Source organism: Hyphomicrobium nitrativorans NL23 (assembly GCF_000503895.1).
Lineage (GTDB): Bacteria > Pseudomonadota > Alphaproteobacteria > Rhizobiales > Hyphomicrobiaceae > Hyphomicrobium_C > Hyphomicrobium_C nitrativorans.
The window spans coordinates 1,616,282-1,643,046 of record NC_022997.1 but is presented as its reverse complement, the minus strand read 5'-3'; the positions used below and the strand labels follow the sequence as shown (position 1 = coordinate 1,643,046).

Annotated in this window: 23 protein-coding genes, 1 tRNA gene and 1 pseudogene; 10 read left to right on the top strand and 15 right to left on the bottom strand. The window is 62.6% G+C overall.

The window, feature by feature from the left end; genetic code table 11:
* Positions 1–12: 12 nt before the first annotated feature.
* From egtD to W911_RS07555, 4 genes are all read right to left on the bottom strand, one after another.
* Positions 13–996 carry an L-histidine N(alpha)-methyltransferase gene (gene egtD, locus W911_RS07570; protein ID WP_023786948.1) on the bottom strand — a complete coding sequence of 328 codons (984 nt, stop codon included), beginning with the start codon at positions 994–996 and terminating at the stop codon, positions 13–15.
* A complete protein-coding gene (egtB, locus tag W911_RS07565) occupies positions 996–2,336 on the bottom strand; it encodes an ergothioneine biosynthesis protein EgtB (RefSeq protein WP_023786947.1) in 1,341 nt (446 codons plus the stop codon). The genes egtD and egtB overlap by 1 nt, the downstream gene beginning before the upstream one ends.
* A gap of 266 nt (positions 2,337–2,602) precedes the next feature.
* On the bottom strand, positions 2,603–5,773 hold the full coding sequence (locus tag W911_RS07560) for an efflux RND transporter permease subunit (RefSeq protein WP_023786946.1): 3,171 nt from the start codon (positions 5,771–5,773) through the stop codon (positions 2,603–2,605).
* A gap of 27 nt (positions 5,774–5,800) precedes the next feature.
* Positions 5,801–6,997 (bottom strand): efflux RND transporter periplasmic adaptor subunit, encoded by a 1,197-nt coding sequence (locus W911_RS07555; RefSeq protein WP_023786945.1) that lies wholly within the window; start codon positions 6,995–6,997, stop codon positions 5,801–5,803.
* Between the two features lie 222 nt (positions 6,998–7,219).
* Between W911_RS07555 and W911_RS07550 the strand changes: the two genes are divergently transcribed.
* Positions 7,220–7,840, top strand: coding sequence for a TetR/AcrR family transcriptional regulator (locus tag W911_RS07550; RefSeq protein WP_051388529.1), 621 nt, complete (start codon positions 7,220–7,222; stop codon positions 7,838–7,840).
* Between the two features lie 7 nt (positions 7,841–7,847).
* Here W911_RS07550 and W911_RS07545 read toward each other — a convergent pair whose 3' ends face one another.
* Complete coding sequence (locus W911_RS07545; protein WP_023786944.1) at positions 7,848–8,234, bottom strand: DUF930 domain-containing protein; 387 nt, start codon at positions 8,232–8,234, stop codon at positions 7,848–7,850.
* Between the two features lie 163 nt (positions 8,235–8,397).
* The gene (locus W911_RS07540) at positions 8,398–8,598 is read right to left on the bottom strand and encodes a hypothetical protein (protein WP_144083557.1); all 201 of its coding nucleotides are present in this window, start codon (positions 8,596–8,598) and stop codon (positions 8,398–8,400) included.
* Positions 8,599–8,771: 173 nt separating this feature from the next.
* Here W911_RS07540 and W911_RS07535 point away from each other — a divergent pair, with 173 nt between their 5' ends.
* Positions 8,772–10,319: an MFS transporter gene (locus W911_RS07535; protein WP_023786942.1), complete on the top strand. Its 1,548-nt coding sequence runs from the start codon at positions 8,772–8,774 to the stop codon at positions 10,317–10,319.
* Positions 10,320–10,332: 13 nt separating this feature from the next.
* Here the strand turns inward: W911_RS07535 and W911_RS17295 are convergent, their stop codons facing one another.
* A complete protein-coding gene (locus W911_RS17295; protein WP_051388528.1) occupies positions 10,333–11,559 on the bottom strand; it encodes an SH3 domain-containing protein in 1,227 nt (408 codons plus the stop codon).
* A gap of 292 nt (positions 11,560–11,851) precedes the next feature.
* Here W911_RS17295 and W911_RS07525 point away from each other — a divergent pair, with 292 nt between their 5' ends.
* From W911_RS07525 to W911_RS07515, 3 genes and pseudogenes are all read left to right on the top strand, one after another.
* A complete protein-coding gene (locus tag W911_RS07525) occupies positions 11,852–12,394 on the top strand; it encodes a DUF2478 domain-containing protein (RefSeq protein WP_023786941.1) in 543 nt (180 codons plus the stop codon).
* Between the two features lie 396 nt (positions 12,395–12,790).
* On the top strand, positions 12,791–13,849 hold the full coding sequence (locus tag W911_RS07520; protein ID WP_023786940.1) for a nucleotidyltransferase family protein: 1,059 nt from the start codon (positions 12,791–12,793) through the stop codon (positions 13,847–13,849).
* 826 nt (positions 13,850–14,675) lie between these two features.
* Positions 14,676–14,855: pseudogene (locus W911_RS07515) on the top strand (tyrosine-type recombinase/integrase); the annotation flags it as partial.
* 91 nt (positions 14,856–14,946) lie between these two features.
* On the opposite strand, the gene W911_RS07510 reads toward W911_RS07515, so the two are convergent.
* Complete coding sequence (locus tag W911_RS07510; protein ID WP_023786938.1) at positions 14,947–15,855, bottom strand: AraC family transcriptional regulator; 909 nt, start codon at positions 15,853–15,855, stop codon at positions 14,947–14,949.
* Between the two features lie 97 nt (positions 15,856–15,952).
* Here W911_RS07510 and W911_RS07505 point away from each other — a divergent pair, with 97 nt between their 5' ends.
* On the top strand, positions 15,953–16,696 hold the full coding sequence (locus W911_RS07505; RefSeq protein ID WP_023786937.1) for an SDR family oxidoreductase: 744 nt from the start codon (positions 15,953–15,955) through the stop codon (positions 16,694–16,696).
* A 223-nt stretch (positions 16,697–16,919) separates the two neighbouring features.
* Here W911_RS07505 and W911_RS07500 read toward each other — a convergent pair whose 3' ends face one another.
* The 3 genes from W911_RS07500 to W911_RS07490 form a co-directional block, all read right to left on the bottom strand.
* Positions 16,920–18,581: an inverse autotransporter beta domain-containing protein gene (locus W911_RS07500; RefSeq protein WP_081717672.1), complete on the bottom strand. Its 1,662-nt coding sequence runs from the start codon at positions 18,579–18,581 to the stop codon at positions 16,920–16,922.
* Between the two features lie 644 nt (positions 18,582–19,225).
* Positions 19,226–19,301: transfer RNA gene (locus W911_RS07495), tRNA-Glu, on the bottom strand.
* A 78-nt stretch (positions 19,302–19,379) separates the two neighbouring features.
* Positions 19,380–19,745 carry a hypothetical protein gene (locus tag W911_RS07490; RefSeq protein ID WP_023786935.1) on the bottom strand — a complete coding sequence of 122 codons (366 nt, stop codon included), beginning with the start codon at positions 19,743–19,745 and terminating at the stop codon, positions 19,380–19,382.
* Positions 19,746–19,886: 141 nt separating this feature from the next.
* On the opposite strand from W911_RS07490, the gene W911_RS07485 reads away from it, so the two are divergent.
* Positions 19,887–20,954: an RluA family pseudouridine synthase gene (locus W911_RS07485; RefSeq protein ID WP_023786934.1), complete on the top strand. Its 1,068-nt coding sequence runs from the start codon at positions 19,887–19,889 to the stop codon at positions 20,952–20,954.
* A gap of 296 nt (positions 20,955–21,250) precedes the next feature.
* A complete protein-coding gene (rpoH, locus tag W911_RS07480) occupies positions 21,251–22,138 on the top strand; it encodes an RNA polymerase sigma factor RpoH (protein WP_041316411.1) in 888 nt (295 codons plus the stop codon).
* Positions 22,139–22,218: 80 nt separating this feature from the next.
* Here rpoH and W911_RS07475 read toward each other — a convergent pair whose 3' ends face one another.
* From W911_RS07475 to W911_RS07465, 3 genes are all read right to left on the bottom strand, one after another.
* Complete coding sequence (locus W911_RS07475) at positions 22,219–22,476, bottom strand: SEL1-like repeat protein (protein WP_023786932.1); 258 nt, start codon at positions 22,474–22,476, stop codon at positions 22,219–22,221.
* Positions 22,477–22,741: 265 nt separating this feature from the next.
* The gene (locus W911_RS07470; RefSeq protein WP_023786931.1) at positions 22,742–23,374 is read right to left on the bottom strand and encodes a glutathione S-transferase N-terminal domain-containing protein; all 633 of its coding nucleotides are present in this window, start codon (positions 23,372–23,374) and stop codon (positions 22,742–22,744) included.
* A 27-nt stretch (positions 23,375–23,401) separates the two neighbouring features.
* Positions 23,402–24,370 (bottom strand): quinone oxidoreductase family protein, encoded by a 969-nt coding sequence (locus W911_RS07465; RefSeq protein WP_023786930.1) that lies wholly within the window; start codon positions 24,368–24,370, stop codon positions 23,402–23,404.
* A 144-nt stretch (positions 24,371–24,514) separates the two neighbouring features.
* On the opposite strand from W911_RS07465, the gene W911_RS07460 reads away from it, so the two are divergent.
* Both W911_RS07460 and W911_RS18135 read left to right on the top strand, forming a co-directional pair.
* The gene (locus W911_RS07460; RefSeq protein WP_210163477.1) at positions 24,515–24,976 is read left to right on the top strand and encodes a hypothetical protein; all 462 of its coding nucleotides are present in this window, start codon (positions 24,515–24,517) and stop codon (positions 24,974–24,976) included.
* A gap of 109 nt (positions 24,977–25,085) precedes the next feature.
* On the top strand, positions 25,086–26,105 hold the full coding sequence (locus W911_RS18135) for a DedA family protein (protein ID WP_023786928.1): 1,020 nt from the start codon (positions 25,086–25,088) through the stop codon (positions 26,103–26,105).
* Here W911_RS18135 and W911_RS07450 read toward each other — a convergent pair.
* Entirely contained in the window at positions 26,102–26,764 is a 663-nt protein-coding gene (locus W911_RS07450) for a class I SAM-dependent methyltransferase (RefSeq protein ID WP_244438634.1), read from the bottom strand. The two genes, W911_RS18135 and W911_RS07450, sit on opposite strands and share 4 nt — an antisense overlap.
* Position 26,765 lies beyond the last annotated feature (1 nt).

The following is a 26,765-nucleotide window of genomic DNA, read 5'->3' as shown; positions in this document are numbered from 1 at the left end:
CGGCGCTTCCATTCACCCCTTACCGAAACCGAAAAGCTCATGCACGCTGAAGTCCGTGTTCGCGTCCGTCCAAAGCCGTCCCACATGCCACCCCGCTGCCCCTGCCATCTCCCGGAATTGCTCGGCCGTGTACTTGTAGGAGTTCTCGGTATGAATGCTCTCGCCGGCCTTGAAGCGAAACCGGCACCCGAGAACATGAACGTCCTGGGTGACATCGCTCACAAGATGCATCTCGATGCGGCCCGCGCGCGGATCGTAAATCGCCTCATGACGAAAACTCTCGACATCGAAGTCGCCGGCGAGTTCCCGGTTGATGCGCACCAGAAGATTGAGGTTGAACGCCGCAGTCACGCCCTCGCGGTCGTTATAGGCGGCAACGAGCCTGCGCGCCTCCTTCTTCAAATCCACTCCGATGATGAACCGGCTGACGTCGGGTAGCGCCCGCCCGAACGATCGGAGCAAACGAACGGCGTCCGGCGGGCCGAAATTTCCGATGGTGGAACCGGGAAAAAAGCCGATAGCCGGTCGCGCCTTGAGATCTTCCGGAAGCCGGATCGGATGCGAGAAGTTCCCCGCGACAGGCCGAACATCCAGCGTAGGGAAGCGCGCCGATAGCCTCTGGGCAGCCTCGTATAGAGCGCTCTCGGACACATCGACCGGAACATAGACGACACCGGGTCGCAATTGAGAGAGAAGAAATTCCGTTTTGACGCTCGAACCCGAACCGAATTCGACCAGCACGCCGTCGGCTCCAAGCCCGTCCACCATCTCGGCCGCATACGCGGATAAGATCGCAGTCTCCGTACGCGTGGGATAATACTCGGGAAGCCCCGTGATCTCCTCGAACAGCGCACTGCCACGCGCGTCATACAGGAATTGCGATGAGATCGCTTTCTGCGGCTTGGAAAGCCCGGCGAGCACGGCATCCGCGAAATCGTCGGCGGGCGCAGCATGCACGGCGCCCTGATGCCTGGTCTGCACACCTCCGCGACGCATCAGGAAACCTCCGCCGCGAGCCGCACGCCCGCAAACTGCCAACGCTGATGCGGATAGAAGAAATTGCGATAGGTCGCGCGGCTGTGGCCGTCGGGCGTCGCACACGAGGCTCCGCGCAGCACCTGCTGGCTCACCATGAACTTGCCGTTGTATTCGCCGATAGCACCCTCCGGCGGTCGATAACCGGGGTACGGCAGATACGCGCTCTGCGTCCACTCCCAGACATCGCCGAACATCTGCCGCGGACTGGCTTCGCCGCGCGCCCCGGCTGGCACGGGCCGCAACGCACGCGTGCCGAGCGTATTCCCCTCGACCGGAAGCGTCGCGCCCGCCAGTTCCCATTCGAACTCGGTCGGGAGACGGAAGCCCGCCCATCGCGCAAAGGCGTCGGCCTCGTAATAGGAAACATGGCAAACTGGCGCTGCGGTCTCCAACGGCAGCAGCCCGTCGAGCGTCATCATGTGCCAGCCGTTGCCGTGCTCCTCCCAGTAGCGCGGCGCACGCCACCCAGCGGCATTGACCTTGGCCCAACCGTCCGCCAGCCACACAGACGCCGTCCGATATCCGCCGTCGCCCATGAAATCCAGCCATTCCCCGTTTGTCACCAGGCGGTCCGCCAAACGGAAGGGACGAACCAGCGCGTCATGCCGCGGGCTCTCGTTGTCCCACGCATATCCGTTGCCTGCGTGTCCAATTTTTACGAGGCCTCCATCGTAGGAAATCCATCCCGCCGCTGCGGAACCACACGTTTCGGACGGCTCCCCGACAGCGGATAGGGAGGTGCGCGCACGCCCCTCGCGATAGGCGGGACGGAGCGGGTTCACGGCAAACAGCGCAAGAATATCGCTCAGCAGTAGCTCCTGATGCTGCTGCTCGTGGTTGATACCAATCTCGATCAGTCGCGCCAGATCGCTGCCCGTCTCGAAACCACGCTCCGCGAGACGCTCCAGCGCTTCGTCCACATGCGCCCTGTAATCCATCACGCGCGCAGCGGACGGACGCGTCAGAAGCCCCCGCGCAGGCCGCGGCTGACGGGCCCCCATCGCTTCGTAATAGGAATTGAAACAGAAGTTGAATGCCTCGTCGAAAAGGCGATAGCCGGGCAGATGCGGCTTCAGCACGAACGTTTCGAAAAACCAGGTGACGTGCGCCAGATGCCACTTCGTGGGGCTCGCATCTTCCATGGCCTGCGCGGCCATGTCCTCGGCACTGAGCGGCGCTGCAAGTTCAAGCGACAGTCCCCGCGTCGCGAAAAGCCGCGCCGAGAGCGCATCCGATATATCCGGCGATTGAGGCTGTTGGGGCGGTGAAAAAGCGCGCTCGTGCGCGGCTCGGGCCATAGACGTCTCCTCCCAGAGGGTAGCGGCTGCGGCTGAAATGGACGGCCCGAGGCGCGGGAGCAGCCTCCGGACCACGCACGACGCAGACCTCAAATCCGTTCAAACAGCCCGGATCGCATGAGAAGTTTGTCCGCAATAACGTCACACGGCGTTGGCAGTTCCGATCTGGAGCGGAGGATTTTCCAATAGAAAGAACGCGCCGCAGGGATGTGCCCGCGGCGCGTTGAGATGCGCTGTGCTGTTTGGTTGGCGGGCGAGGCGCGCCTCTATTCGGCGGGAGCAGGTGTCGGCTCTTCCGCTGCGTGCCCGCGATGCACCTTGCCGCCAAAGCGTCGGCACAGCACGTAGAACACGGGAGTGAAGATAAGGCCGAACACCGTGACGCCGATCATGCCGTAGAACACCGGCGTACCCAGCGCTTGGCGCAACTCGGCGCCCGCTCCCGTCGCCCAAACCATCGGCGCCACGCCAAGAATGAACGCGAGAGACGTCATGAGAACAGGCCGCATCCGGATTCGCGCGGCTTCCGCAGCCGCCTGGAACCTGTTGCGCCCCTGTTCCTCAAGCTGCGCGGCGAATTCGACGATGAGAATAGCGTTCTTCGCGGCCAAGCCTATAAGAACGATGAAGCCCACCTGCGTCAGGATGTTGTTATCCATGCCTCGCATGATGACGCCGCTGATCGCTGCGATGAGGCTCATCGGCACAATCAGGATCACCGCCATCGGCAGCGTAAGGCTTTCGAACTGTGCCGCCAGCACCAGGAACACGAACAGAACGCCGAGCGCAAAAGCGAACATCGCCGTATTGCCGGCGCGGATCTGCTGGAACGCGAGGTCCGTCCACTCGTAGCCGAAGCCCTGAGGCAGCACTTCCGCGGCGATCTCCTGCATCATCGCCAGCGCCTGCCCCTGCGAATAGCCGGGCGCGGCCGAGCCGTCGAGCTCTGCTGCCGGGTAAAGGTTGTAGCGGGGCACGCGGGCCGGCCCCGAAATATCGCTCACCGTCGTGAACGATCCGAGCGGCACCGTATCGCCCTGCGCGTTGCGCACGCGGATCTGCAAAACGTCCTTCACGTCTGCGCGGAAATCGGCATCCGCCTGCGCCGTGACGCGGAACGTCCGTCCGAGCAGGTTGAAGTCGTTCACATATGCGGACCCGAGATAGGTCTGCAGCGCCTGAAACACGTCGGGGATATTGATGCCGAGCATCTGCGCCTTGACGCGATCGATGTCGAGGTAGAGCTGCGGCGTCGATGTTTCGAACAGCGAGAACACCTGCTGCAGCCCCGGCGTCTGATTGGCGCGCTGCATCATCGCACCGACGGCCTGCTGGAGCGCCTGCGGTCCCGCACCGTCGCGATCCTGCACCATCATGCGGAAGCCGCCGGAACTGCCGATACCGCGCACGGCAGGCGGCGCGATGACGAGCACCATCGCCTCCTGGATCACGGAAAACTTCTGCATCAGCGTCTGCTGAATGGCCTGTGCGGACAGCTCGGGTTTTCCGTCGCGATCCTTGAACGGCTCAAGCACGATGAACACCGCGCCCGCGTTGGATTGCATGGTACGGGTGGCGCCGGAGAAACCGATGAAGTTGACGGCGTGCTTGACCCCCGGTGTCTCAAGCGCGAGTTCCACGACACGCCTGTTGACCTCGTCGGTGCGCGAAAGCGCCGCTGCGGGCGGGAGCTGCGTCGCCGTGATCAGATAGCCGGCGTCGAGACCGGGAATGAAAGCGGTCGGCGTTTGCCGAAACTCGTTCATCCCGAACGCGATGACACCCGCGTAGATCACGAGCATAAGCGCCCCGAGCCGCACCAGCCGCTCGATCAACCAGCCGTATCCTTGCGAGGCCTTGTCGAAGCTCCAGTTGAAGACTCGGAAGAAGGCATGGATCGGCCACATGATCGGGCTTGGCCGATGTGTCCCGTCGTGCGGCTTGAGCAGCAGCGTGCAAAGCGCCGGAGACAGTGTCAGCGACACGATGAGCGAAATGATCGTCGCACCCGCCACCGTCACGGCGAACTGCTGGTAAAACTGACCGGAAATGCCGGTGATGAAGGCCGACGGAACGAACACGGCCGACAGCACGAGCGCAATCGCGATCAGCGCGCCGCCGACCTCGTCCATCGATTTGAACGAGGCATCTCGCGGAGAGAGCCCGGCCGCCATATTGCGTTCGACGTTTTCCACCACCACGATCGCGTCGTCCACGACGATGCCGATCGCGAGCACAAGCCCGAACAACGACAAGTTGTTGAGCGAAAAGCCCATCACATCGAGCAGGAAGAACGTGCCGATCAGCGAGACGGGAATCGCGACGATTGGAATGACGGCCGCCCGCCACGTCTGCAGGAACAAGATCACCACCGCGACAACCAGCACCACCGCTTCGAGGATGGTGAAGATCACCGCGTTAACCGATTCCTGAATGAACTCCGTCGGATTGTAGACGATGTCGTACGCGACGCCGGCCGGGAAGTTCTTCGCCAGATCCGCCATCGTCTGCTTGATCTGTTCGGCTGTCGCGATGGCGTTGGAACCGGGAAGCTGGAATATGCCGAGGCCAACGGCCGGGTTGCGGTCGAGATAGGAATTGACGCCGTAGTCGAGCGCCGCAAGCTCAACGCGCGCCACGTCCCTGAGCCGTACCACCGCATCGCCGTTACGCTTGACGATGATATCGCCGAATTCGGAAGGATCGGCGAGGCGGCCTTGCGTCTGCACCGCGATCTGGAACGCGCCGGGCATCTCGACGGGAGGCTGGTTGAGAACACCCGCCGCAACCTGGACGTTCTGCCCTTGAAGCGCCGACACGACGTCGGCGACCGTCATTGCGAGCGACTGCAGCCGATCGGGATCGAGCCAGACGCGCATCGAATAATCGCGTCCGCCGAAGACCGTCACCGACCCGATGCCGTCGATACGGCTCAACACGTCGACGATGTTGGCATTGGCGTAATTCGAAATGAACAGCGTGTCGCGCGACTGGTCGGGCGACATCATGTTCACGACCATCATGAGGTCCGGCGACGACTTCGCCACCGTCACCCCGATGTTGCGCACATCCGCAGGCAAACGCGGCTGGGCCACGGCGACGCGGTTCTGGACCTGAACCTGGGCCGTATCGAGATCGGTGCCGAGGTCGAACGCGACCGAAATCGTGAAGCGCCCGTCGTTCGACGAGTTCGAGGAGATGAACAGCATCTTCTCGACACCGTTGATCTGCTGTTCGAGCGGCGCAACGACCGTATTGGCGACGACCTCCGCGCTTGCGCCCGGATACTGCCCCGTAACGTTGACCACGGGTGGCGCAATCTCGGGATACTGACTGACCGGAAGCCGGATCAGCGAAACCGCGCCCACGATCAGGAAAACGATCGAGATGACGCTGGCGAAGATCGGCCGGTCGATAAAGAAATGCGAAATGCGCATGGATTAAGCCCTACCGCTCGGTTCGGGTCAGTTCGTGCCGACGACAGTCTCGCCGGCCGCTCCGTTTGCGGTCTGAGCCTGCTCCGGCGTGACCGTCACGCCGGGACGTATCCGCATCAGACCGTTGACGACCACGTCATCGCCCGCTTCGAGACCGGATGTGATCACGCGCAAGCCGTCGACGACGGGCCCAAGCGTTACGTATTTCGGATTGACGACATTATCCGCCGAAACCACGTAGACGAATTTCCGCACCTGCTCGGTACCGATAGCACCGTCCGGAACGAGCAGCGCTTCGGCCGGCTTCGAGGTTGCGACGCGGATACGCCCGAACATGCCGGGCGTCAGCCTGCCGTCTGCATTGTTGAACTCGGCCCGTCCGCGAATGGTGCCGGACGACCGATCGATCGTGTTGTCCACGAAGTCGATGCTGCCCTCGTGAACGAAATCGTTGTCGTCGATCAGCTTGAGCCGCGCCGGCAACGTCATGCCGCGGTTCGCCGCGCTGGAATTCTCGGCCTGCACAGCGCGCAGATAGCGCAGATACGACGCCTCATCCATCGTGAACTCGAAACGGATCGGATCGACGGACGCCACCGTGGCAAGCAACGTCGTGTTGCCGCCCGTGCCACCCGTCACAAGGTTGCCGAGCGATACGCGCCTGTCGCCGATGCGGCCCGAAATCGGCGCCCGGAGCTCCGTAAACTCAAGATCGAGCTCCGCCTGCGCGAGCGCAGCTTTCTGCGCAGTCACGGATGCCTCCGCGACGCGCTTGGCCTGCACGCGCTGGTCGATGGTCTGCTGCGTGATCGACGTACCGCTGACGAGACTTTCCGCGCGCGAGAGGTCGCTTTCGGCAAACGCGAGATTGGCTTCCGCCGTAACGACCGAAGCCTTCGCCTGCTCAAGCGCGGCCTCGAACGGCCTCGGATCCACCGTAAAGAGCGAAGCGCCTGCCTCCACGAGCTGGCCGTCGGTAAAATGGATCTTCGACAGATAGCCCGACACGCGCGCACGCACTTCGACGAAATCGAGAGCCACGAAGCGGCCCACATATTCGTCATGATCGGCAACGAGCTTCGTCACCGGCTTGGCGACCGTCACTGTGGGCGCGGGCGGCGCAGCGCCGGCGTTTGCGCCCGGCTCCTGCTCACGGCACGCACCGAGCGACGTCGCGACAGCAATAAGCGCGACAAAAGCGATTGAGGAGCGACGAGGCGACATAGGCCCTCCAGCGCGTGACATAATTCGTGATCCTGTTCATCCCCTGCCGAGCGGTGTACGCACCGGCCCATCCCGCGGATCTCGGCATTTGACAGAAATCAGCGACCTGGATTTCGTAGTCCGCGTAATGATCCGATGACAACGCAGGTCGAAGTGTGTTAGGCGGTACCGATCGGTAACATTAGTTTTGGTACCGATCGGTAACATCACAGTCAAGGGGCAATGAACAAAACGATCCTTCGCGACGGGCGAAATCCCGAGGCATCGGATGCCCTTGTGCCGCCTCCTCGCGAGCGGATCCTCGCCGTTGCCTGCGATCTGTTTTACCGGAACGGAATTCACGCCGTCGGCGTCGAATTGATCGCCGAAGCCGCCCGCACCAACAAGATGACGCTCTATCGGCATTTTAAGTCGAAGGACGATCTTGTGGTCGAATATGCGCGGCAGCTTGCCGCAGCGGGAGACGCGGTCTGGGTCAATCTCGCCGCCGAGCATCCCGGCAATCCAGACAAGCGCCTCGCCGCCTGGATCGATCACGTCGAAGACATTGTCACCAGCAATGCCGAACGCGGGTGCGCCCTTGCCAATGCGGCCGTGGAGCTTCAGCCGGGGCATCCCGCGCGGTCTGTGATCGAAGACTACAAGCACCGAAAGCGCGATCACCTGGTCAAGCTGTTCCGCGCGGCGCGATACCGCGAGCCGGAACGTCTCGCCGACGAAGTGTTTTTGTTGTTCGAAGGCGCGCGCATCAGCATCCAATGCGGCAGCCGCGGCCCGGCCACGCGCCTAGTGAGGATGTTGCGGGACCTTTTGGCCAAGGCCCCGCGCAAATCCCGCAGCTAAATCGGGTCTACCAGAGACCGACGTCTTCCCAGCGTTCCGGCGGAATTTCGTCGCCTAGCTGATAGGTGAAAGCCGTCACCTTGAGCTGGTCGTCAGCGAGCTTGCAATCGAAGCTCAGCGCATACCATCCCTTGCCTGCGCGCACGGCCGCCCCCTTCGCCGACACCGCCGTTCCATCGAACTGCGCACGTCCGAACGTGTCCGGCATGACGCGATCCACACCCTTCAACCGCTTGTCGCGCCGGATGGCGTCGATACCGCGAGCGACGCACGCCTGCTGCGCGCGCTCTTCCGGGCTGAGCTTCATCAGCGCTCTTTCATTGCGGCTCGGCTGAGCGGCCTCCACGATAGGCGCAGCAAGCAAACATGCAAACGCAACGAGCACGAAACGCATCGTGGTCCCCCAAGTGTCCCCTGAACATGATCGGAGGGAAGAAGGACCAATCAAATGTGGCATCATTGAGCGAGCGCCGTCACTTTTTTATCAGATGCCTGACAGTCATGCGCGTGATGTCGGCAAACGCCCCTCGATTGCCGGCCCGGCAGGACAAAAAACCTCACGCGCGTGTCGAAGGTGGTCCCTGATCTTCGTCAGTCCGCCCGTTTTGATCGTGGGAACGAGAGACGTCCTCCTCGCCGGACCGCCGGCGCCCCGCCTCGTCGAGATTTTCGAGCGCATCGATCATGCGCCAGGGCATAAGCGTGCGCACGACCCGGTCGTAGGTGCGCTTGAGCTGCGGAGTGAGATATCTGACCATTTTGTCCATCCCGCTAGAACCGGCAGCCTCGCGTCAGGTTCCAGACGTTCGCGCGCGCCCCAGCCGCACCAAGAAAGTCAAGCAATGAAAATGCTGCTCTTGGGCAGAATGTCCTGGATCGCAGCCCCGCCGTCTCGGCTATATCCTCGAAGTACGGCGACAGAGACATCCCCATGACCGACACGACCCAGCCTGCGGACACCAGGCTTCGGCAAACCCTTCAAACGGCGCTTCTGAACCCGATCCGCGCATTCCGCCTACGCTACCTTCCGTTGCTGATGGTCTATTTCGCGTACGGCGCCCTCGGCATCGTCACCATCGCGGAAACGTTCTGGATCAAATCCGCCCTCACCATGACGCCGGCCGAGCTTGCGGCGCTCTCCGTGTGGCTCACGCTGCCCTGGACCATCAAGATGGTGTTCGGCGAGTTGGTCGATGCCGTGCCGATCATGGGGTCCCAGCGCAAAGTCTACGTCCTGATCGGCGGCACTCTCGTCGCGGCCGGACTGATCACGCTGGCGGGCGCCGCGGGCGGATGGCTTGTCTTCGCGGAACCGCAGAACCTCTATCGCCTGGGCTCGTTTCTTTCCGTCGTCGGCGTCGTGCTGCAGGATGTGGCCGCCGACGCCATGAGCACGGAAGTCGTCGACCGCGAAAACCCCGACGGCACCCCGCGCGATCCCAACGACATCAACCGCGACCTCGGCATGGTCCAGGTCCTGGGCCGTCTCGCGCTCTCGTTCGGCATGGTGGCCGTCGCCGGCATTTCCGGTCTTCTCGCCAGCGCATTCTCGTATGAAACCGTCTTCCTGCTCGGCCTCGTCATCCCGCTGATCTCCGTCTCCGGCGCGCTGCTGATCGACATCACGCCGACGGAGACGCGCCCCGTCGATTGGCGCATCCTGGGGGGCGGCATCGCATTCGGCGCCGCCGTCGTGGCCGTCGCAACGACCGGGCTGCCGTTCGGCCAGGAGATCGTCTTCGTTTTCTCGATGGCGGTCGTCTGCGCGATGCTGTGGCGCATCGTGCGCGATCTCGACGCTCGCACGCAGGAAACGATCCTCTATGCCGCCATTATCATCTTCGTCTTCCGCGCCACGCCGCTCGTCGGCCAGGGCTACACCTGGTTCACCATCGATGTTCTGGGCTTCGACGAAGCCTTCCAGGGAACGCTGAACCAGATCGGCGCGGTACTGGCCCTCGCCGGAACCTGGCTCTTCTCCGACGCCATCACCAGGCGTCCGGTCCCGGTCGTTCTATTCTGGCTCACCATCGTCGGTACCGTGCTCTCGCTCCCGAGCCTCGCCCTCACGCTCGGCATCAGCGAATGGACGGAAGCGACGCTCGGCTTCGGCGCGCGCACCATCGCGATCATCGACACCGCCGCCTCCTCGCCTTTCATGCAGCTCTCGATGATCCCGCTGCTGACGCTCATTGCGATTTACGCGCCGCCCACGCGCCGCGCCACCTGGTTCGCGCTCATGAGCTCGCTCATGAACCTCGCGCTTGTCGCCAGCGCCTTGCAGACGAAGTACGTAAACCAGATGCTGATCGTGGATCGGGGCTCTTACGAGAACCTGCCGCTGCTGCTCGGCCTCGTCATGACCATCGGACTTGTGGCGCCGCTGGCGGCCATTCTCGTGTTCGGACGCAAGCTGAACGGTCAACGCCGCCAGGCCGGCGCGCAGGCGGGGGGCGCCGAAACGCAAAAAGCGTCTTGAAGGAAATGCGCGCTTACGGCTGCGCGAGATAGACCCGGCTTGCCGAACCTCTGCCCGGCGCCTCTTCGGAAAGATAGAAGCCGTGCACCCAGCCCGTCGCGCGGCGATAGCGGACCGGACACCACTCGCCCTGGCAGGCGCCCGTGATCTCGATCCGGCGCCCGTTCGGCGGAATGGATGCAACCGCCGGATGCCCGTCGGAAGGGCCTCTGCGCACGTTGAGCACATCGCTGCGCGCAACGCCGCGCACACGATAATGACCTGGTGCATGAATGGACGGAGCCGATGTCCACGGCTCGCGCCCCGCCCGCGTAATTTTTGCAGCAGGCTGCTTCAGCGATCCCGTTTCGGCGCGTGCAGGCTGCGACGCCACGACAGGTTTTGCCGTCGGTTCGGGCGCAGCACGCGCCGCAACGCGGATTTCCGCGGCGGGCTTCTGCTTTTCCGCCTCGACCGGCGTCACCGGAACGCGTGCGGGTTGGGACGCTTCTTCGCCCGCGATCCGAGCAGATGCCGCAAGCAATCCAGCCCCGCCAAACCGCATCATCGGCACATCCGGCATCGCTTCGGGTGCGGTGGCTGTCTGAACGACTGCCGCCCTGTCTTGAGGCATGCGGTGAGCCTCGCCTTCGGGCGCGAGATCGACCCCGGCAACACCCCGCGGCTCCGTCACCCGCTGAGGCGCACGCACCGGCAACGGCAGGGGATCGGCCGCAGACTGCGTGCGCGGGGCAGGCGCGCGGGCGCGCGCTGCATCCCCCTTTGTTTGTGATTTTGCTTTCGCAGATGGCGATGTCGGATGAGGTACGCTGTCGGCGCTCGCAACGACGGTCGCTTGGGGTGCGGCCTTTTCCGCGGGCGGTCCCTCCACAAGGGTCGCCGTCCCCTTTTTTCCGTTGTCCTGCTGCCAGAACAGCCGTGCGCCGTCCTGCTGCACACTGAGACACTGAGGCTCCGCGTCGAACCAGCGGAACCACTTGGAGCAGATCCTGTCGCCGTCGATCCACCAGCGGCCGCGATCGCGCGCGGATCCAAGCAGCGGCGCGAGTTCGCCCGCTTCGCCGGACACGAGCCCGTCCGTGCCGAAACGCACGGGGATCGTCGTCCCGAGCGGCGTATCCATCTCGACGAGCGCACCGTTGAACGATCTTTTCAGGTCATCGCCGGAAAGAGGCACGGGCCCCGCGAACGCGGCCGTCGCTCCCGAAACGACACTGAGAATGAGGAACGGCCTGAGCAAGCGATCGACCCTGACGCTAGAACATTCGACGCCCGAGCCCCTACCTCCTACAGGAGTATGGCAGGAACAGGATCGGCGCCGTCATGCGGCTCAAAAACTGACCCGCACACCAAGGCTTGCAACGGTGCACGGCCGCCCACGCGCTGCGCACGTAAGGCCACTCTAAGCAATAGGTCGAGGGCTCTTACCAACCCGTAAACAGTGGTAAACGAAAAGCAAAAGCGGGACCCGAGTCGACCTCCGTTGTGCTAGGTTCGCGCGCAGGCTCACTCTTTCCTCTACGAGGCCAACCATGCGCGTCGCGGCAATCCTCTACGCAGCCGACGAAGGACCGGCGGCAGACGCACTGCTTGCCGAGCTTGCGTGGCGCCTTCGCGAGCGTGGACTGAAACTCGCGGGCGCGGTTCAAAGCAACGTCTCTCAACCTGGCCAAAGCCGCTGCGACATCCTCCTCGAAGACCTCGCATCCGGCCGTGTCGTGCAAGCGTCGGAAAATCGCGGCCCCATGGCCAGCGGATGCCGCCTCGACGCCGGCGCCCTCGAAGACATCGTCGGCCTGTCGTCCGCATCCCTCGCACCTGAAACGGCGCTCGTCATCGTCAACAAGTTCAGCAAGCGCGAAGCGGAAGGCCACGGCTTCCGCCCCTTGATAGAACAAGCCGTCGTTCTCGGCATCCCGGTGCTGGCAGCCGTCAAGCCCGCACATCTCGACGCCTGGACGCAATTCGTTGGCAGCACGCCGGCACTTCTGCCCCTGGACGAGGACGCGGTCCGGCACTGGTGCGACGCGGCGATCTTTGGGGCGGCCTCCAACGAGAGCGCGGCACCGCGCTGACCGCAGCATCCGTGACGCGCAAGCATCATCCGACGGCAGGTCAGTTGGCGCCCTTCGCTGCGCAAATAAACGGTAATGCCTAACCAAACCGGGCCAGCTTTCGTAGGCTGGAGTCAGGAAAAGGCGTTGTCCTGAGTACCGCTACACGTGGGCCTATCGGCTCGGCGACGGTCGGGTCAAATGCCGCGCTTGCGGCCATCGCTATCGGCCTCTGAGCGCGTTCGACGCGAACCGCTTGGCACCGGCCGAGAATCCAAAAGCGGAACTCGCCAAGACCAGCCCAAAGAGGTGCCGACATTCGCTGAGGTTGCAGATGCGCCGATCACTCAGGACCGAGCGGGCGCAACCTGTTGACCAACATTTGCATTTCGTTGGTCAACCGGAGGCAAAATACCAATGCAACAGATCGACCTGGCAACGCAAACCATGTTCGCCGAACTTCTCCAGCGGTGCCTGGATGCCGAATTCGATGCTGAATTTCGCGAGAACGGAACCTTCGTCCGCAAGAAGTCCAAGGAACGTTTTTATTGGCACTATCAATGGCGTGACGGCGATAAGACGCGCAACAAATACGTCGGGCCTGTCACCGACAAGAGCATCACGGATCGTGTCAATCGCTTTGCGAGCATCAAGTCGAGTTTCAAGCGTCGGCAAACCCTGGTTCGTGCCGTAGCAGCTGCCGGCCTGCCGACCCCCGATCACCTGTCGGGTTCGATCGTCGAAGCCATGTGGAAGGCAGGCTTCTTCCGTCTACGCAGCGTGCTGGGCGGCACGTTGGCCTACCAGGCGTATGCCGGGCCTCTCGGCATTCGCCTCGACGGTCCGCCACTCATGACCCAAGACGCGGACTTTGCGCAGTTCTGGGGCATCTCCGAGAACATTGGCGAGAGCATGCCAGCCCCCCTCGCCGTGCTGCATAGTATCGACGCCACGTTTCGGCAAGTTCCCAACATCAAAGATCCCTTCGCATGCACGCGGTACCGCAATCAAATGGACTATGCCGTCGACCTTCTCACTCCGAACAGAGGATCGGACGAGCATCAGGACAAACCCGCAAGGATGAAGGCTCTGGCCGGTAGCGGCGCCCAACCTTTGCGCCATCTCGACTACCTGATCCATCAGCCTGAGCGCTCGGTTCTGCTCTACGGCGGCGGCGTCCCAGTCACGATTCCGCGCGCTGAGCGGTTTGCGGTTCACAAATTGATTGTAGCCGTGGAAAGAACGGATCAGGCGAAATCCGGCAAGGATATCCAGCAGGCTGAAACGCTCATTGCGGCGCTGGCCAACACACGCCCCGCGGAATTGGCGACGGCCTGGCGGACGGCGTGGGATACTGGTGATCGGTGGCGTGAGAAACTGGAGGCTGGGCGCGAGCGCCTCTCGAATGAGACGCAAGCAATCCTTGAAAGCACCTTGAAGCGCGCAAAACAAAGAAGGCGGAACCCAACCCGCTGACGGAAGCCGCCGACGACTTGGCGGCCCTGCGCGACCGCTCACCTCGTCCGAAAGAGATCGCAGAAAGACACTTCATCTCGACAAGATCGCCAGTTCCTGTCGGGGCACCAAGAAAACACAGATCGAAGAAATTTAGCTTCTTCAATAGCTTAGGTGATATTCGTGGCGCCCCGTCGGGGATCAAAAGAGCGCCACCTGCCCCAGCCAACCTATTGAAATATATATACATATAAATATTCTGACGCAAGTTCGAATGTTACACTCAATATTGCGGCTTTAAACGTGAAAAATCTCAGCACTTTAAGTTGATACCCACACTAGAGAGCTCAGAGCTTTTGATGCTTTGACAACCAAATTTCCACGTCAGAGAGCCGGTAAATCACCCTACCAACGCTGCCGAGACGGATGTAACGCGGGCCGCGACTTTCCAACCGCATTTTTTCAATCGAACGGGGTGCCATCTTGATCATATGGGCCAACTCCTCTGACGTTAGAAACCTCAAAACGCTTACATCTGTTGGCGACCCGCGCTGAACCGCCGATTCTGGCTGTTCGGAACCATCACGGGAGCGAGGCTCCATCGACTTTTTTGCGATCGCACCAGGCCGGTTGCACCGGGAGGGGACACCGCGTCTACGCGGCTTATCATGCTGTCAATCGGCATCCAAGTTTGATCCCTCATCGGCGTGCAATGTTGACCCCGTCGGAGCGTGAGCTTCTTCGCCTCCAAGCGCGGAGCTGCGGAGCGTAGCGAAGCAGTGGAGGGATTGGAGGCGGGGTCAGTTTTCGACGCCGATCGTCTCCAGTGAGCAGCGCCGGTTCACATCCGGCCAAGTTCGGCACGCACTCGCTGCGACGGACGAAAGCAGTGCTCATCTACCGGCGAACAGGCAACCTTAGAGCCCTACAGCTCTTGCTCGGGCATTCGAAAATCGAGAGCACCGTTCGATATCTTGGCATCGAGGTCGACGATGCGATCGAGATCGCTGAGAAGATAGACATTTAACGCGATACCGCAGAAAGCAGACGTGGTCGGCGATGGATTTCACTTCGCCGATCAGGGTGACGCCAACGGCAGCTATGGGACGCTGCCGACATCATACTTGATTGCCACCCTCGCGAGCGAAGCGGCCCGGGGGCTGTCCCACATGGCGGCTGAAGGCGGTGCTGAATGTGCTCGCAGAACTGTATCCAACGCGCTCTGCAACCTCGGCGAGGCTGATATCCTGTTGGCGCAGAAGATCCTTGGCGATGGCCATGCGCCAACCAAGAAGATACTCGATCGGCGGCACGCCGACGGCACTTGTGAAGCGATCGAAGAACACCGAGCGCGAGAGGGCCGCCGTCTTGGCAAGATCCTCGACCGTCCAGGTCCGCGCGGGATCCGAGTGCATCTCCCTTATCGCTATCGCAATGCGTGCGTCACCGAGGCCGCGTAGGAGCCCAGCTGGTGCCATATCGCCCTGGATCGTCCGTAGCGCCTCGATCAGCATCACCTCGACGAGGCGTCCCAGGACAAGATCGCGACCTGGTCTCTCGGCAGTTGCTTCATCGCGGACGAGGTGCACGAGCGTGGAGAGTCTTTCCACGCCGCGCACGTGCACCAGCGCCGGCAGCAGCGATACCAAGAGATCGGCATCTCTGGAGTCGAAGACGAACGATCCGCCAAGCAACCGCACATCAGGGTCGCCGTCAGGCGTGCCATGACGTACCTCGTTCGTTGGTGCAGATGATACCGTGGGATCGATGTGCTTTGCCGACGATGGCTCGAAGCCCGACATCGTGAAGCCGGGCGTCTTTGGCAGGAGCAGGAAATCTCCCGCTTCGAGGGTCAGAGGTTCGTGACCTTCGACGGTCAGACGGCAGCTCCCATCGAGTACCGTGCAAAAGCTCGGCTGGCCGAAGTCGGAATAGCGCACGGCCCAGCGGCCGGCGCCGCTGATGATCTTGGAGAAGACGGTGCGCGGCCGCAGCAGCGCGATGACTTCCGAAAGGGGGTCAACCATTTCAGGACGCTAACAAACGAAATACGGACGATCAATTGCAGATCGTCCGGAAAGCATCGTCTATCGTCCGCCTCGTTCAAACCAAGGAGGAACAACGATGAAGACCGTGCTGATTACCGGATGCTCCTCAGGCTATGGCCTGGAGACCGCGCGCTACTTTCATGCTCAGGGCTGGAGCGTGATCGCAACTATGCGCACACCGCGCGAAGGCATCCTACCGGTAGCCGATCGGCTGCGCGTGCTGGCGCTCGACGTCACGAAGCCCGAGAGCGTAGCCGCTGCTCTCGAAGCCTGCGGTCCGATCGACGTGCTCGTCAACAATGCCGGTATCGGCATGTTCGGGGCCTTCGAGGCGACGTCGATGACGGTCGTCCGCAATCTGTTCGAGACCAACACCTTCGGCACGATGGCGATGACCCAAGCGGTGCTCCCGCAGTTCCGTGGGCGCCGGTCCGGCGTGATCGTGAATGTGACGTCGAGCGCAACGCTGGCCCCGATGCCGCTGGTTGCGGCTTATACGGCCAGCAAGGCCGCCGTCGAAGGGTTCACAGGATCGCTCGCGCACGAGCTCAAAGGCTTCGGCATCCGGGTGAAGCTGGTCGAGCCGGGCTATGGGCCATCGACGCGTTTCACCCAGAACGTGCAAATGCCGATCGAAGCGACGATCCCTGAAGCCTATGCCTCGTACGCCAGTTCGATCCTTTCAGCGTTCGAGCAGCCAAGCGCGGTGACGACCGAATGCGATGTGGCAGAGGTTGTTTGGCGTGCCGCAAACGATTGGTCTGAGCAACTGAGGTATCCCGCAGGCCCCGACGCTATGGTGCTGGCGCAGGCCAGCTAAGTCTGCGGCTCCGGTCGCCACCAAGTTTATGTCAGCTTTCAGCTCGGTTGCGGACAGGCGGTGTAGCTGCGTCCGCGCCGAGTGTCTGAAGTCATGCGAGGACCGCTATTGGGACCGACCGGCGCGACGGATGGATGTCGCTATGGTCCCAAAGCCGTCCATAGACTATCGGCGCTTCGGGCCAGGAGCGGACGTTTGTTCGCGCGGCGCGAAGTGCCGAAGCCTATGGGCAAGATCCCGGTACGCCCCCGCTCGTATAACCGAAGGACCCGGTGAAGGTGCCCGAGCCGACAGTGCCGCACGTTCCTTGAGTAAAAACGTTTCCGTCGGAGTTCGGTAAGATCGCGAGCAAATCTCCTGGGTTGGATACCAAATAGGCTGCAAAGGTGGTGTTTCCGAACGCGCTGAGATCGTTTCCGGCAACCGTCAGCGAAGAATTGTTTGCATAAAGGCCGACCGCCGTCGCACCGGGCCGCGAGGTCGAAATGGTATTGCCCGTCACGACGACATTGCTGGAATCAATGATGAAAGCTCCGAACGCGTTACCGTTCGTACTGATCACGCTGACGATATTATCGACGATTGTTACGTCGCTCACTCCGACAACGTCTACCCCGCGGGGATCTACATTGGCGGGGTTCTGGGTTTGGGTGATCGTCATGCCCCGGAGGGTGCTGCCATTGGCCATCGCGACGGCACCGATACTGTTGGAAGCCGTCGATGCGTTGATCGTCGCTCCTGGCGTGGCCAGGGCGGCGGTGTGACCCGAAGGCGTTTTGACCGCAATAATGCCTTTGCCCATCATCGTCTGTCCGGCTTGCAAGGACGTGGCCGTCGTTGTGCTGAAGGTACCCGACAGTATGACGACACTGTTGGCGCCCGCATTCGTCACGGCGGCTTGCAGACCGGCACCGGTCGTTGCGGCGCTATCGATGACGTTTATGCTCGTGCCGTCCGCGGTCTGCGTCGCGGCTTCAACGATTGTCGCAGCTTGAGTGGTCTGCGTGCCGGTTACGATGTCGACGTCGCGTACGACGTAGTCGGTCATGCGGCGCGCCTGCCAATGCAGGGAGGGCCCGGTGCGTTGTTCCGCCTGCAGCGGGATGCGAAGGCGGGCCATCGCGAAACCCTGACTGCCGCGTACGTCGTCGTCCTGGTATTCCGCGCCGAGGGTCAGTCGCGACGCCTCCGGCAGAGAGGGTAGATCGTACATGGTGAGTTCCGCCCGCAGACGCGGACCGGTCACGGGCTCGACTGTGCTGTCGTCGAAATGGAATATGCCCGCGTAGAGCCTGAGCGCCTTGTCGGCGTCCGCCGACCACAGCGGCACGCGCCAGCCGATCTCGGCATCGAAGCCTCGCAAGGCGCGCTCCTCATGCGTAAAGCCGCCGAGCGTCGTTACCTCGATGGTTGTCCCGACCAGACTCGCGAATGAACCTCCTCCTGGCGTGGAGCTGATATGCTGAACACGATCGCCAAACGGAAGGTACGCGTTGACACGAAAATCAAAATCGCGGCCGAGCGCTTCCACACCCAGTGTTGCCTGTTCGAAAATGTTGTCGAAGTCCGTGCGCCTGCGATCGTAGTAAGCGTAACCGCCGACGTTCCATCCCGAGGGCAGCATATGGCGCAGGCCGAGGCCAAAGTTGCCTTCATGGCTGCCTTCGTTATCGGCTCGTGCGCGGATGTTGCTGAAGAAAAGTGTTCGGTCGTTTTGCCTCAACGGCAGGAACAGATCGACCTCGCCGAGATTGCGATCGGTGCCGAACTTGCCCTCGACGTCGACGTGGGCGCCCCACTTGGCGGTCTCTGTCGCAAAGGCTCCGACGGATACGCCGCATACCGCAGTACCGGCCATTGCCAGCAATCGACAGAACCGCATCATCGTTTCAAATCCTCAAGCCGCTCGGTCAGAACCCGACAGCTCGAGAGTGACGAGGCTCCTCATACTGAAATCTATAGGTGATTCGAATGAATATCGGGCCCGCGCGCCGCGCTATATTGCAGTTGGTGCCTATGTTGGATTTTCGGGAGGGAGGTCCGCTCCGGGTCACGAGCGATCGTCCATGGCAAAGGGCGCAGGGCCGCTCATCACCTCCAAGCAGACACGTCGAACTCGGACCTGGTGCAGCGAAGGTCGTGCGGCTGCGAATGACGGCTAATGGGACTAATATTCCGCGGACTTGGTCAGCGGCAGCCACAGAAGGCATTTGACGCTTCCAACCAGCGCTTCCGGCGCGTGCTTTCTAAAACGCACTATGATGAGCCGAACATTGCCGCGGGCGCCCGCTAAAACAATCCCTCGCGATCCTAGGATCGGATTGCACTCACCGCTGCGAGACGCCATTGCGGAGCATTCAGATAGGTTCGCCCAGTCGTTCGTCGCGTAACGTCTTTCCCGATCGGCCACACACATCTGTGACAGACAGCTATCGTCCGTGCGCAGACGCGCTCAAACTCTTCACACCACAAATAAAACAAATTTTTATCAAGAGAAATCAAAATGCTATTTAAATTGTGGCTAAATTGTGGCGCCCCGTAGGGGACTCGAACCCCTGTTACCAACGTGAGAGGCTGGTGTCCTAGGCCACTAGACGAACGGGGCTGCTCTCGAAGGAGGGCCACCTATAAGAGAGGCAGCCGCGCCGATCAAGGGCGATCTTCAGGATCGCAATCCTGTCCCTTAAGGCTCGGATCCGGCGGGCACGACATCGATTTGCCGGACGAGCGCACCGCTGGCCACGTCCACGACGGCGATCCCGGCCCCGCCTGCCGCTTCGTAATGAATGGCCAACCGATCGCCCGCGAGAGAAACGGACTTCACGACCGCGCCCGCCGGTAACGCAAGCCTGGCCGCATCGGCCGCCTCCCCTGCCGCAACCGCGGGCACTTCCGCCTGTTGTGCCGCAGGCTGCGACGAGAGATAGATGATCCGAAGCACCACCGCGACGATCCCGGCCACGATGAGCAACCCGAGAAACACCACGATAAAGACGAGCGTCCGCTCCGTCCGCTTGCGCGCGGCAGCATCGGTTGCCTGCCGGGTCATGCCGGTGCCATCCTGGGATCATCCCGCGTCATGCCGCGCCCTCCCTTTTAAGGCCCCTGCTCTAACAGCATCGCGCCGCCAGAAGCGAGCGAAAATCCGCTGCGGCCGAGACGCGCGCAGAGACACGCGCCGAGAAACGCCATGAACACGGACATCCAAGCCGACCCTCACGACCTCATCGCCACGGCCGACGACGCAGGTCAGCGGCTCGACCGCTTCCTCGCAACCCATATCGGCGACCTGAGCCGTGCACGCCTCCAAACTCTTATCCGCGAGGGGCACGTCAGCGGACCGGGCGGGAGGACGACCGATCCGGGCGCCAAGGTGAAGGCGGGCGACGCCTTCCGCGTGACCGTTCCTCCGCCCGAGCCAGCTGCACCGGCGGGGGAAACCATCCCCCTCACCGTCGTTCACGAAGACGCCGATCTCATCGTGATCGACAAGCCGGCGGGGCTTGTCGTGCATCCGGCCGCGGGCCACGCCACGGGAACCCTCGTCAACGCGCTCATCGCCCATTGCGGAGACGACCTCTCCGGCATCGGTGGCGTGAAGCGGCCTGGCATCGTCCACCGGCTGGACAAGGACACATCGGGCCTGCTCGTCGTCGCCAAATCGGACGCCGCGCATCGCGGGCTCGCCGAGCAGTTCGCAACTCACGGCGAAGATGGCCGCCTGACCCGCACATACGAAGCCTTCGTGTGGGGAACTCCCGACCAGCGCGTCGGAAGCATCGACGCAAACCTGGGACGAAGCACCGCCAACCGCACACGCATCGCCGTCATGCGCGGTGACGGCGGGCGGCGCGCCGTCACGCATTATGAGATTGCCGAGGCCTTCGTCGATGCGGATGGCAAACCACTGGCGTCACGCTTAAGGCTGAACCTCGAAACCGGGCGCACGCATCAGATCCGCGTCCACTTGGCGCACATCGGCCATCCGGTGATGGGAGACGCAATTTACGGTGCGGGCTTCAAGGCAAGCGCGCAGCGCTTGTCCGCTCCCGCAAAAGCCACCCTCGAACGCCTGGGCCGCCAGGCGCTCCATGCCGTCGAACTCGGCTTCGTTCACCCCGCGACAGATAAGCCGCTCCACTTCACAAGCCCGCGACCTGCGGACATCCAAGCACTCTACGAAGCGCTGAAAGGCACCGCGGCGCCGTCAGCTAAAACCAGCAGGCGCGGCACAAAATCCAATGTTTCCAAACGGTAATTAGGCCCGCCGACGGATTCGGCGGTAGGATGACGTTAACGCCTCGGAAAACGGAAACCGCCAAGCGATCCACGCGTTGGAAATCGACGTAGAAAGACAACAGGCAAGACAAACGGCATCCCCGCCGGGACGGCAGCAGAACGGCGAGGAAGCACAGGCCTTGTACGCCGGTAAGCGCGGCGTTGAAGCGGCCTTCACGGCCATGACGGCGTAGAGCCTGGATCAGTCCGGTTCCAGGCAGAGACATGGGGAGCGCGGCAAATCCGGTCAAGTCGGAACTCCGCGTCTTGAGGAAAATGGCTACGAAATCTCTTCCGACGATTGCCAACGGTTCAGGCGGCCTCTCGCGGTACCTTGAGGAGATCCGCCGCTTTCCGATGCTTGAGCCCAATCAGGAGTACATGCTGGCCAAGCGCTGGCGTGAGCACGGTGACGCCGAGGCAGCCCACGAGCTGATCACGTCGCACCTTCGGCTGGTTGCGCGCATCGCCATGGGATACCGCGGCTACGGCCTGCCGATCGGAGAGGTGATCTCCGAAGGCAACGTCGGCCTGATGCAGGCGGTAAAGCGCTTCGAGCCCGACCGCGGCTTCCGCTTGGCCACCTACGCCATGTGGTGGATCCGCGCCTCGATCCAGGAGTACATCCTGCGCTCGTGGAGCCTCGTGAAGATGGGCACGACTGCGGCTCAGAAGAAGCTGTTCTTCAACCTGCGCCGGGCGAAAAGCCAGCTGCAGGCACTTGAGGATGGCGATCTCCGCCCCGAGCATGTCCAATCCATCGCCAAGAAGTTCGGCGTGTCGGAAGAAGACGTCATCTCGATGAACCGTCGTCTCGGCGGTGACGCGTCGCTCAACGCGCCCGTGCGTGCCGACTCCGAATCCGGAGAATGGCAGGACTGGCTTGTGGACGACGGCCCCGATCAGGAGCAACTCCTCGTCGAGACCCAAGAGCTCGGCCGGCGCAAGTCCTACCTGTCGGATGCGCTTTCGAGCTTGAACGACCGCGAGCGCCGGATCTTCGAAGCCCGCCGTTTGGCCGAGGATCCGATTACGCTCGAAGAGCTGTCCACCGAGTTCGGCGTCTCGCGCGAGCGTATTCGCCAGATCGAGGTGCGCGCCTTCGAAAAGGTGCAGAAGGCGGTTCAGAACTCCGCGCGCCTAGAGACGGGCGACGTGGCCTGATAACGCTCTGTCATCCCGGCTGAAGCGGCAAACCGCTGAAAGCCGGGATCGACGCGCGTCGCGCACCATTCCCGGCTTTGTCAGTGCAGCTTCAGCCATTCGCGGGCGCTCTTCTGGGCGGCCGCGATATCTTTCTTGGTCATCTCGCGCGAGATATCGAGCCGATACTGCTTGGCGGACTCATTGCCCCGCAGCGCAGCCAGATTGAACCACTTGTGCGCCTGGATAAGATCCATTTCGACCTCGCGGCCCGTGCAATACATCAGGCCCAGGTGAAAGAGCGCGTCCGCACCCGTCGCGCCTACGACGTCCTCCGCCGAAAATTCAAAACGTGCCATTCCCATTTACCTCTGTCGGGTTCTCCATCGAATATCGAAGCCCGCGCCCTGCCACATAACGTCCGGCAAAAGGGCGGCTTCTGAGGGAAACGGTACGGCGGTCTCTGATGAAAAGCAGTAAACGCGGGAACAGGCTATTCACGAACGGAGCCTTTCGGCGCCGCCCCGTTTCGGGTCAAACGGAAGACTTCCGGCCAGCTTGAAATCCAAGCTTAAGATTTCCGGAAACCCCTTGCTAACCATGCAGAAAGAAGAGACGTCGCGCCTATTCCAGCGCAGTCGAAAGTCCCCGCTCCACGGCCTCGCGGCGCGAGAGCCTCGCAACCCAGGCTTTGATGCGGGGGTAGTCGTCCAGATCTTGTCCCTGTTTCTGCCAGCTCAGGACCCAGGGGAACGCGGCGATGTCCGCGATCGAATAGTCACCCGCAATGTAGCTGCGGCCACGCAGGCGCTTCTCCAGCACGCCGTAAAGCCGCGTCACCTCCGTCGTGTAGCGCTCGATGCCGTAGGGCACCTTCTTCTTGGCGTAGACGCGGAAGTGGTGAGCTTGCCCGGCCATCGGCCCAAGTCCGCCAACCTGCCAGTAAAGCCACTGCTCCACTTCGACGCGCTCACGCTCGTCATCCGGATAGAGCAAGCCCGTCTTGCGTCCGAGATATTGCAGAATGGCGCCGCTCTCGAACACCGGGATCGGCTTGCCGCCGGGGCCGTCCGGATCGACGATGGCGGGCATCTTGTTGTTCGGCGACACTTTGAGAAACGCCGGCTTGAACTGGTCGCCCTTGCCGATATCGATGGGCTTGATCCGATACGCGAGGCCGCACTCCTCCAGCATGATGCGGATCTTGAACCCGTTGGGCGTCGGCCAGAAATAGAAGTCGATCGGCTTCTTTGCCATGCGGCGCTCCTCGTTGTGCGGATGAGATCAAATGGTGAGTACGGTCGAGCCGGTCGTCTGGCGCGCTTCGAGCGCACGATGCGCCGCAGCCGCGTCCTTGAGCGGGAACGTCTGATTGATCGTAATTTTGACGGCGCCGTTCTCGACCATCCGGAACAGCTCGGCGGCATTCTCTCGAAGCTCGCTGGCCGTCGCCGTGTATCCCATCAGCGACGGCCGCGTCGCGAAGAGAGAGCCTTTGAGCGCGGAGAGATCGAATGGCGGCACAGGTCCCGACGCATTGCCGAAGCTGACCCAAAGACCGCGCGGCCTCAAGCAATCGAGCGAACGTGGAAACGTATCGCGGCCGACGCTGTCATAGACGACATCGCATCCCTTACCGTCCGTGATTTCCTCAACGCGCGCGACGAAATCTTCGCGCGAGGTGACGATCACGTGCTCCGCGCCATGCGCCCGCGCGAGCGCGGCTTTCTCGTCGGTGCTCACCGTACCGATGAGCGTCGCGCCCAGCGCACGCGCCCACTGGCACGCAATCAGGCCGACGCCGCCCGCCGCCGCATGAAACAGCAACACCGTCCCCGGCACGACGTTGTACGTCTCTCGGAGAAGATAACGGACGGTCATGCCCTGAAGCATCATCGCGGCAGCCGTCTCGTAGGAAATACCGTCCGGGAGCTTCACCACGCGGTCGGCGGCGATCAGGCGTTCTTCCGCATAGCCGCCGAGCACGCTCCCGTAAGCCACGCGGTCGCCGACAGCGAGCCCGCTCACGCCCTCGCCCACCGCGACCACGTCTCCGGCACCCTCCATGCCGATCACGGCGGGCCAGCTCTGAAGCGGGTACAGCCCGGTGCGATGATAGACGTCGATGTAGTTGAGACCGGCCGCGCGCTGTTTGATTCGCACCTCTCCCGGCCCGGGATCCGCAATCTCGATCCGTTCCCAGACGAGATGGTCGGGGCCACCGACCGAATGAAGGCGCACGGCATGGACCATAGGGCAACTCCATGAAAGGGAACGAAAATCGTGACGCAGCCTCGCGGCTTCGCCAAGACGGCGCAAAAGCGCATGTCACGGCCGCCTTGACCCTGCCACGTCTGGCTAATATGGCCACACGCTAATGAGCACAAGAGGATGGAGATGAGCGTCTTGCACGCGATCGCAAGCGCAGCCAATTTCGCCCTGGTCGCCGGACTGCTGGCCCTGGGAGCCTGCACTCTGGGGGCCTGCGCCATGTCCAGCCCCCAGATCGGTACGCGCGCGGGCCTTGGCTGCGTCGACGACAGCCCCGCGTGCATCGACCAGCGCCAAGCCACGCTGCGCCACATGGTCAATGATCGGTCGAGAAGCTGGGTGCACGAAAGCCCCACCCCCGAAGCCTACGCATCAGGCGTCCGCCTCTTCGCCTACAAAAGCAAAAAGAAAGAGCTGACCTGCGACGAGCTGCGCCGCGGCAAACTCGAAGCGGACACGGCGCGATCCAGCCTCAACAGCGTGGGCGACCGTCTCACACCCGCCCAGGTCTCGCGCAGCGTGATGCTGGCAGGCGAAGTGGGCCGCGAGCTCGAACGCGAATTCAATCGCCGTTGCAAGAGGGGCTGAGCCTGTTGGAACTGCGCGCCGCCACCGGATGAAACCGCACGCGGCGGCCGCGGTAAGCTCCCCACCATTTCGCGCTTCCGCGGCCAGAGCCCACAAGAGAGACGTGTCCATGACACTTGAGTCCTTCGTCGAAACCATCGTGACGTTCGTCCGCGATCACGAGGAGTGGACACCTTTCGTCGTGTTTCTGGTCGCCTTCGGGGAAAGCTTCGCATTCCTGTCGCTGATCGTGCCCGGCACGGCGATCCTGGCCGGTGTCGCAGCCCTGCTCGCGGCCAGCGGCGTCGAGATGCATATCGTTCTCCCCGCAATCCTCGCCGCCGGCTTCGGCGGCACGCTCGGCTACGCAATCTCGTTCTGGCTCGGACGCTATTTCAAAGACAGCGTTCCCCACATCTGGCCCTTCAAGACCCGGCCGCACCTCATCGCGCAGGGCGAAAAATTCTTCGAAACCTACGGCGCGCTCGGTGTGTTTTTCGGCCACTTCTTCGGCCCCGTGCGCGCCGTGATCCCGGTCGTCGCCGGTATGTTCCGGATGCGGGAAATCCCCTTCCAAATCGCCAACGTCGCCTCGGCATTCGTCTGGGCGGCGGGCGTCATCGCGCCTGCCTTCTTTCTCGTAACCTTCAAGGACGAAGTGCTCGGCTTCCTCGCCACGCACCACTATTGGGTCGCAGGTCTTCTGTTCCTGCTGGCATTGGCCAACAGCATTCCTCGTCCCATTATGTTCTGGCCGACGCTGATCCTCGTGATCGGCCTCGGCTCGATGATGGTGCTGGCCAACGGACATTTCACGTCGATCTGGCTCGCCGCCGCGGCGGGCGCCTTCGCGGGCGATCTCTACGCCTACTACAAGGGCGTCACCCACAAGCAGGATCGCTTGGCCACCTGGCCGTTCTCGGCCTCGCCCGAGCAGCACACCGAAGCCCTCGCGCTCGTCGAACGCCACGGGGCCCTGAGCCTGATCGTCAGCAAGTTCCAGGGCTTCAACCGCGGCCTCGTCCCGCTCGAAATCGGCATCCTCGAACGCCCGTTCGCGCCGTTCGCGATCCAGAGCGCGGCCTCGACGGTGGCCTGGGGCCTCGCCATTCTTCTGCCCGCTCTGATCCTTGGGCTCTTCCTGAATTAAGCGGCTGCCTGCCGCTTCAGAACGGCCCGGCACGCATAGTCCCGGAACGGCCGCGAAAACGTCAGCGCCGCCCCGCTCTCGGCCGCAAGCCGCCGAAGCTCGTCCTCAAGATCCGCCCGCGGCTCGACCGAGAATTTCGCGAGCCACGCCCGAAGGCCGGCACGGAACACCTGCGGCAATCCCTCCTGCTCGCCGAAATCGACGATGTAGAGCGCGCCACCGGGAGCCACCGCGGCGAACGCATGCGCAAGCGCCTCCCGCCATGGCGGGATCATCGAGAGCGCGTAAGAAACGAACACGCGGTCGAACGATGCGGCGCCGAACAACGCCTCCGTGTCGAGCCGAGCCGCATCCGCCTGCCCAAACTGGATACAGTGACCGAGCCCTGCCTTTTCGACGGAGGCTTGAGCCGTCTCCAGCATGGCGGCCGACACGTCGACCCCGTAAAACATCGCCGACGGATAGCGATGCGCGGCGCAGATCAGATTGCGCCCCGTCCCGCATCCGATTTCCAGCACCGTCTCGCCCGCCATCGGCTGAAGCGCATCGATCAATCCATCGCGCCCCAGCAGGTAGTATTTGCGCGACGCATCGTAGATGTGACGCTGCACGCGATAGATGCTGTCCATGTGCTGGGCGGGGTCGTGCTCCACCGTCACG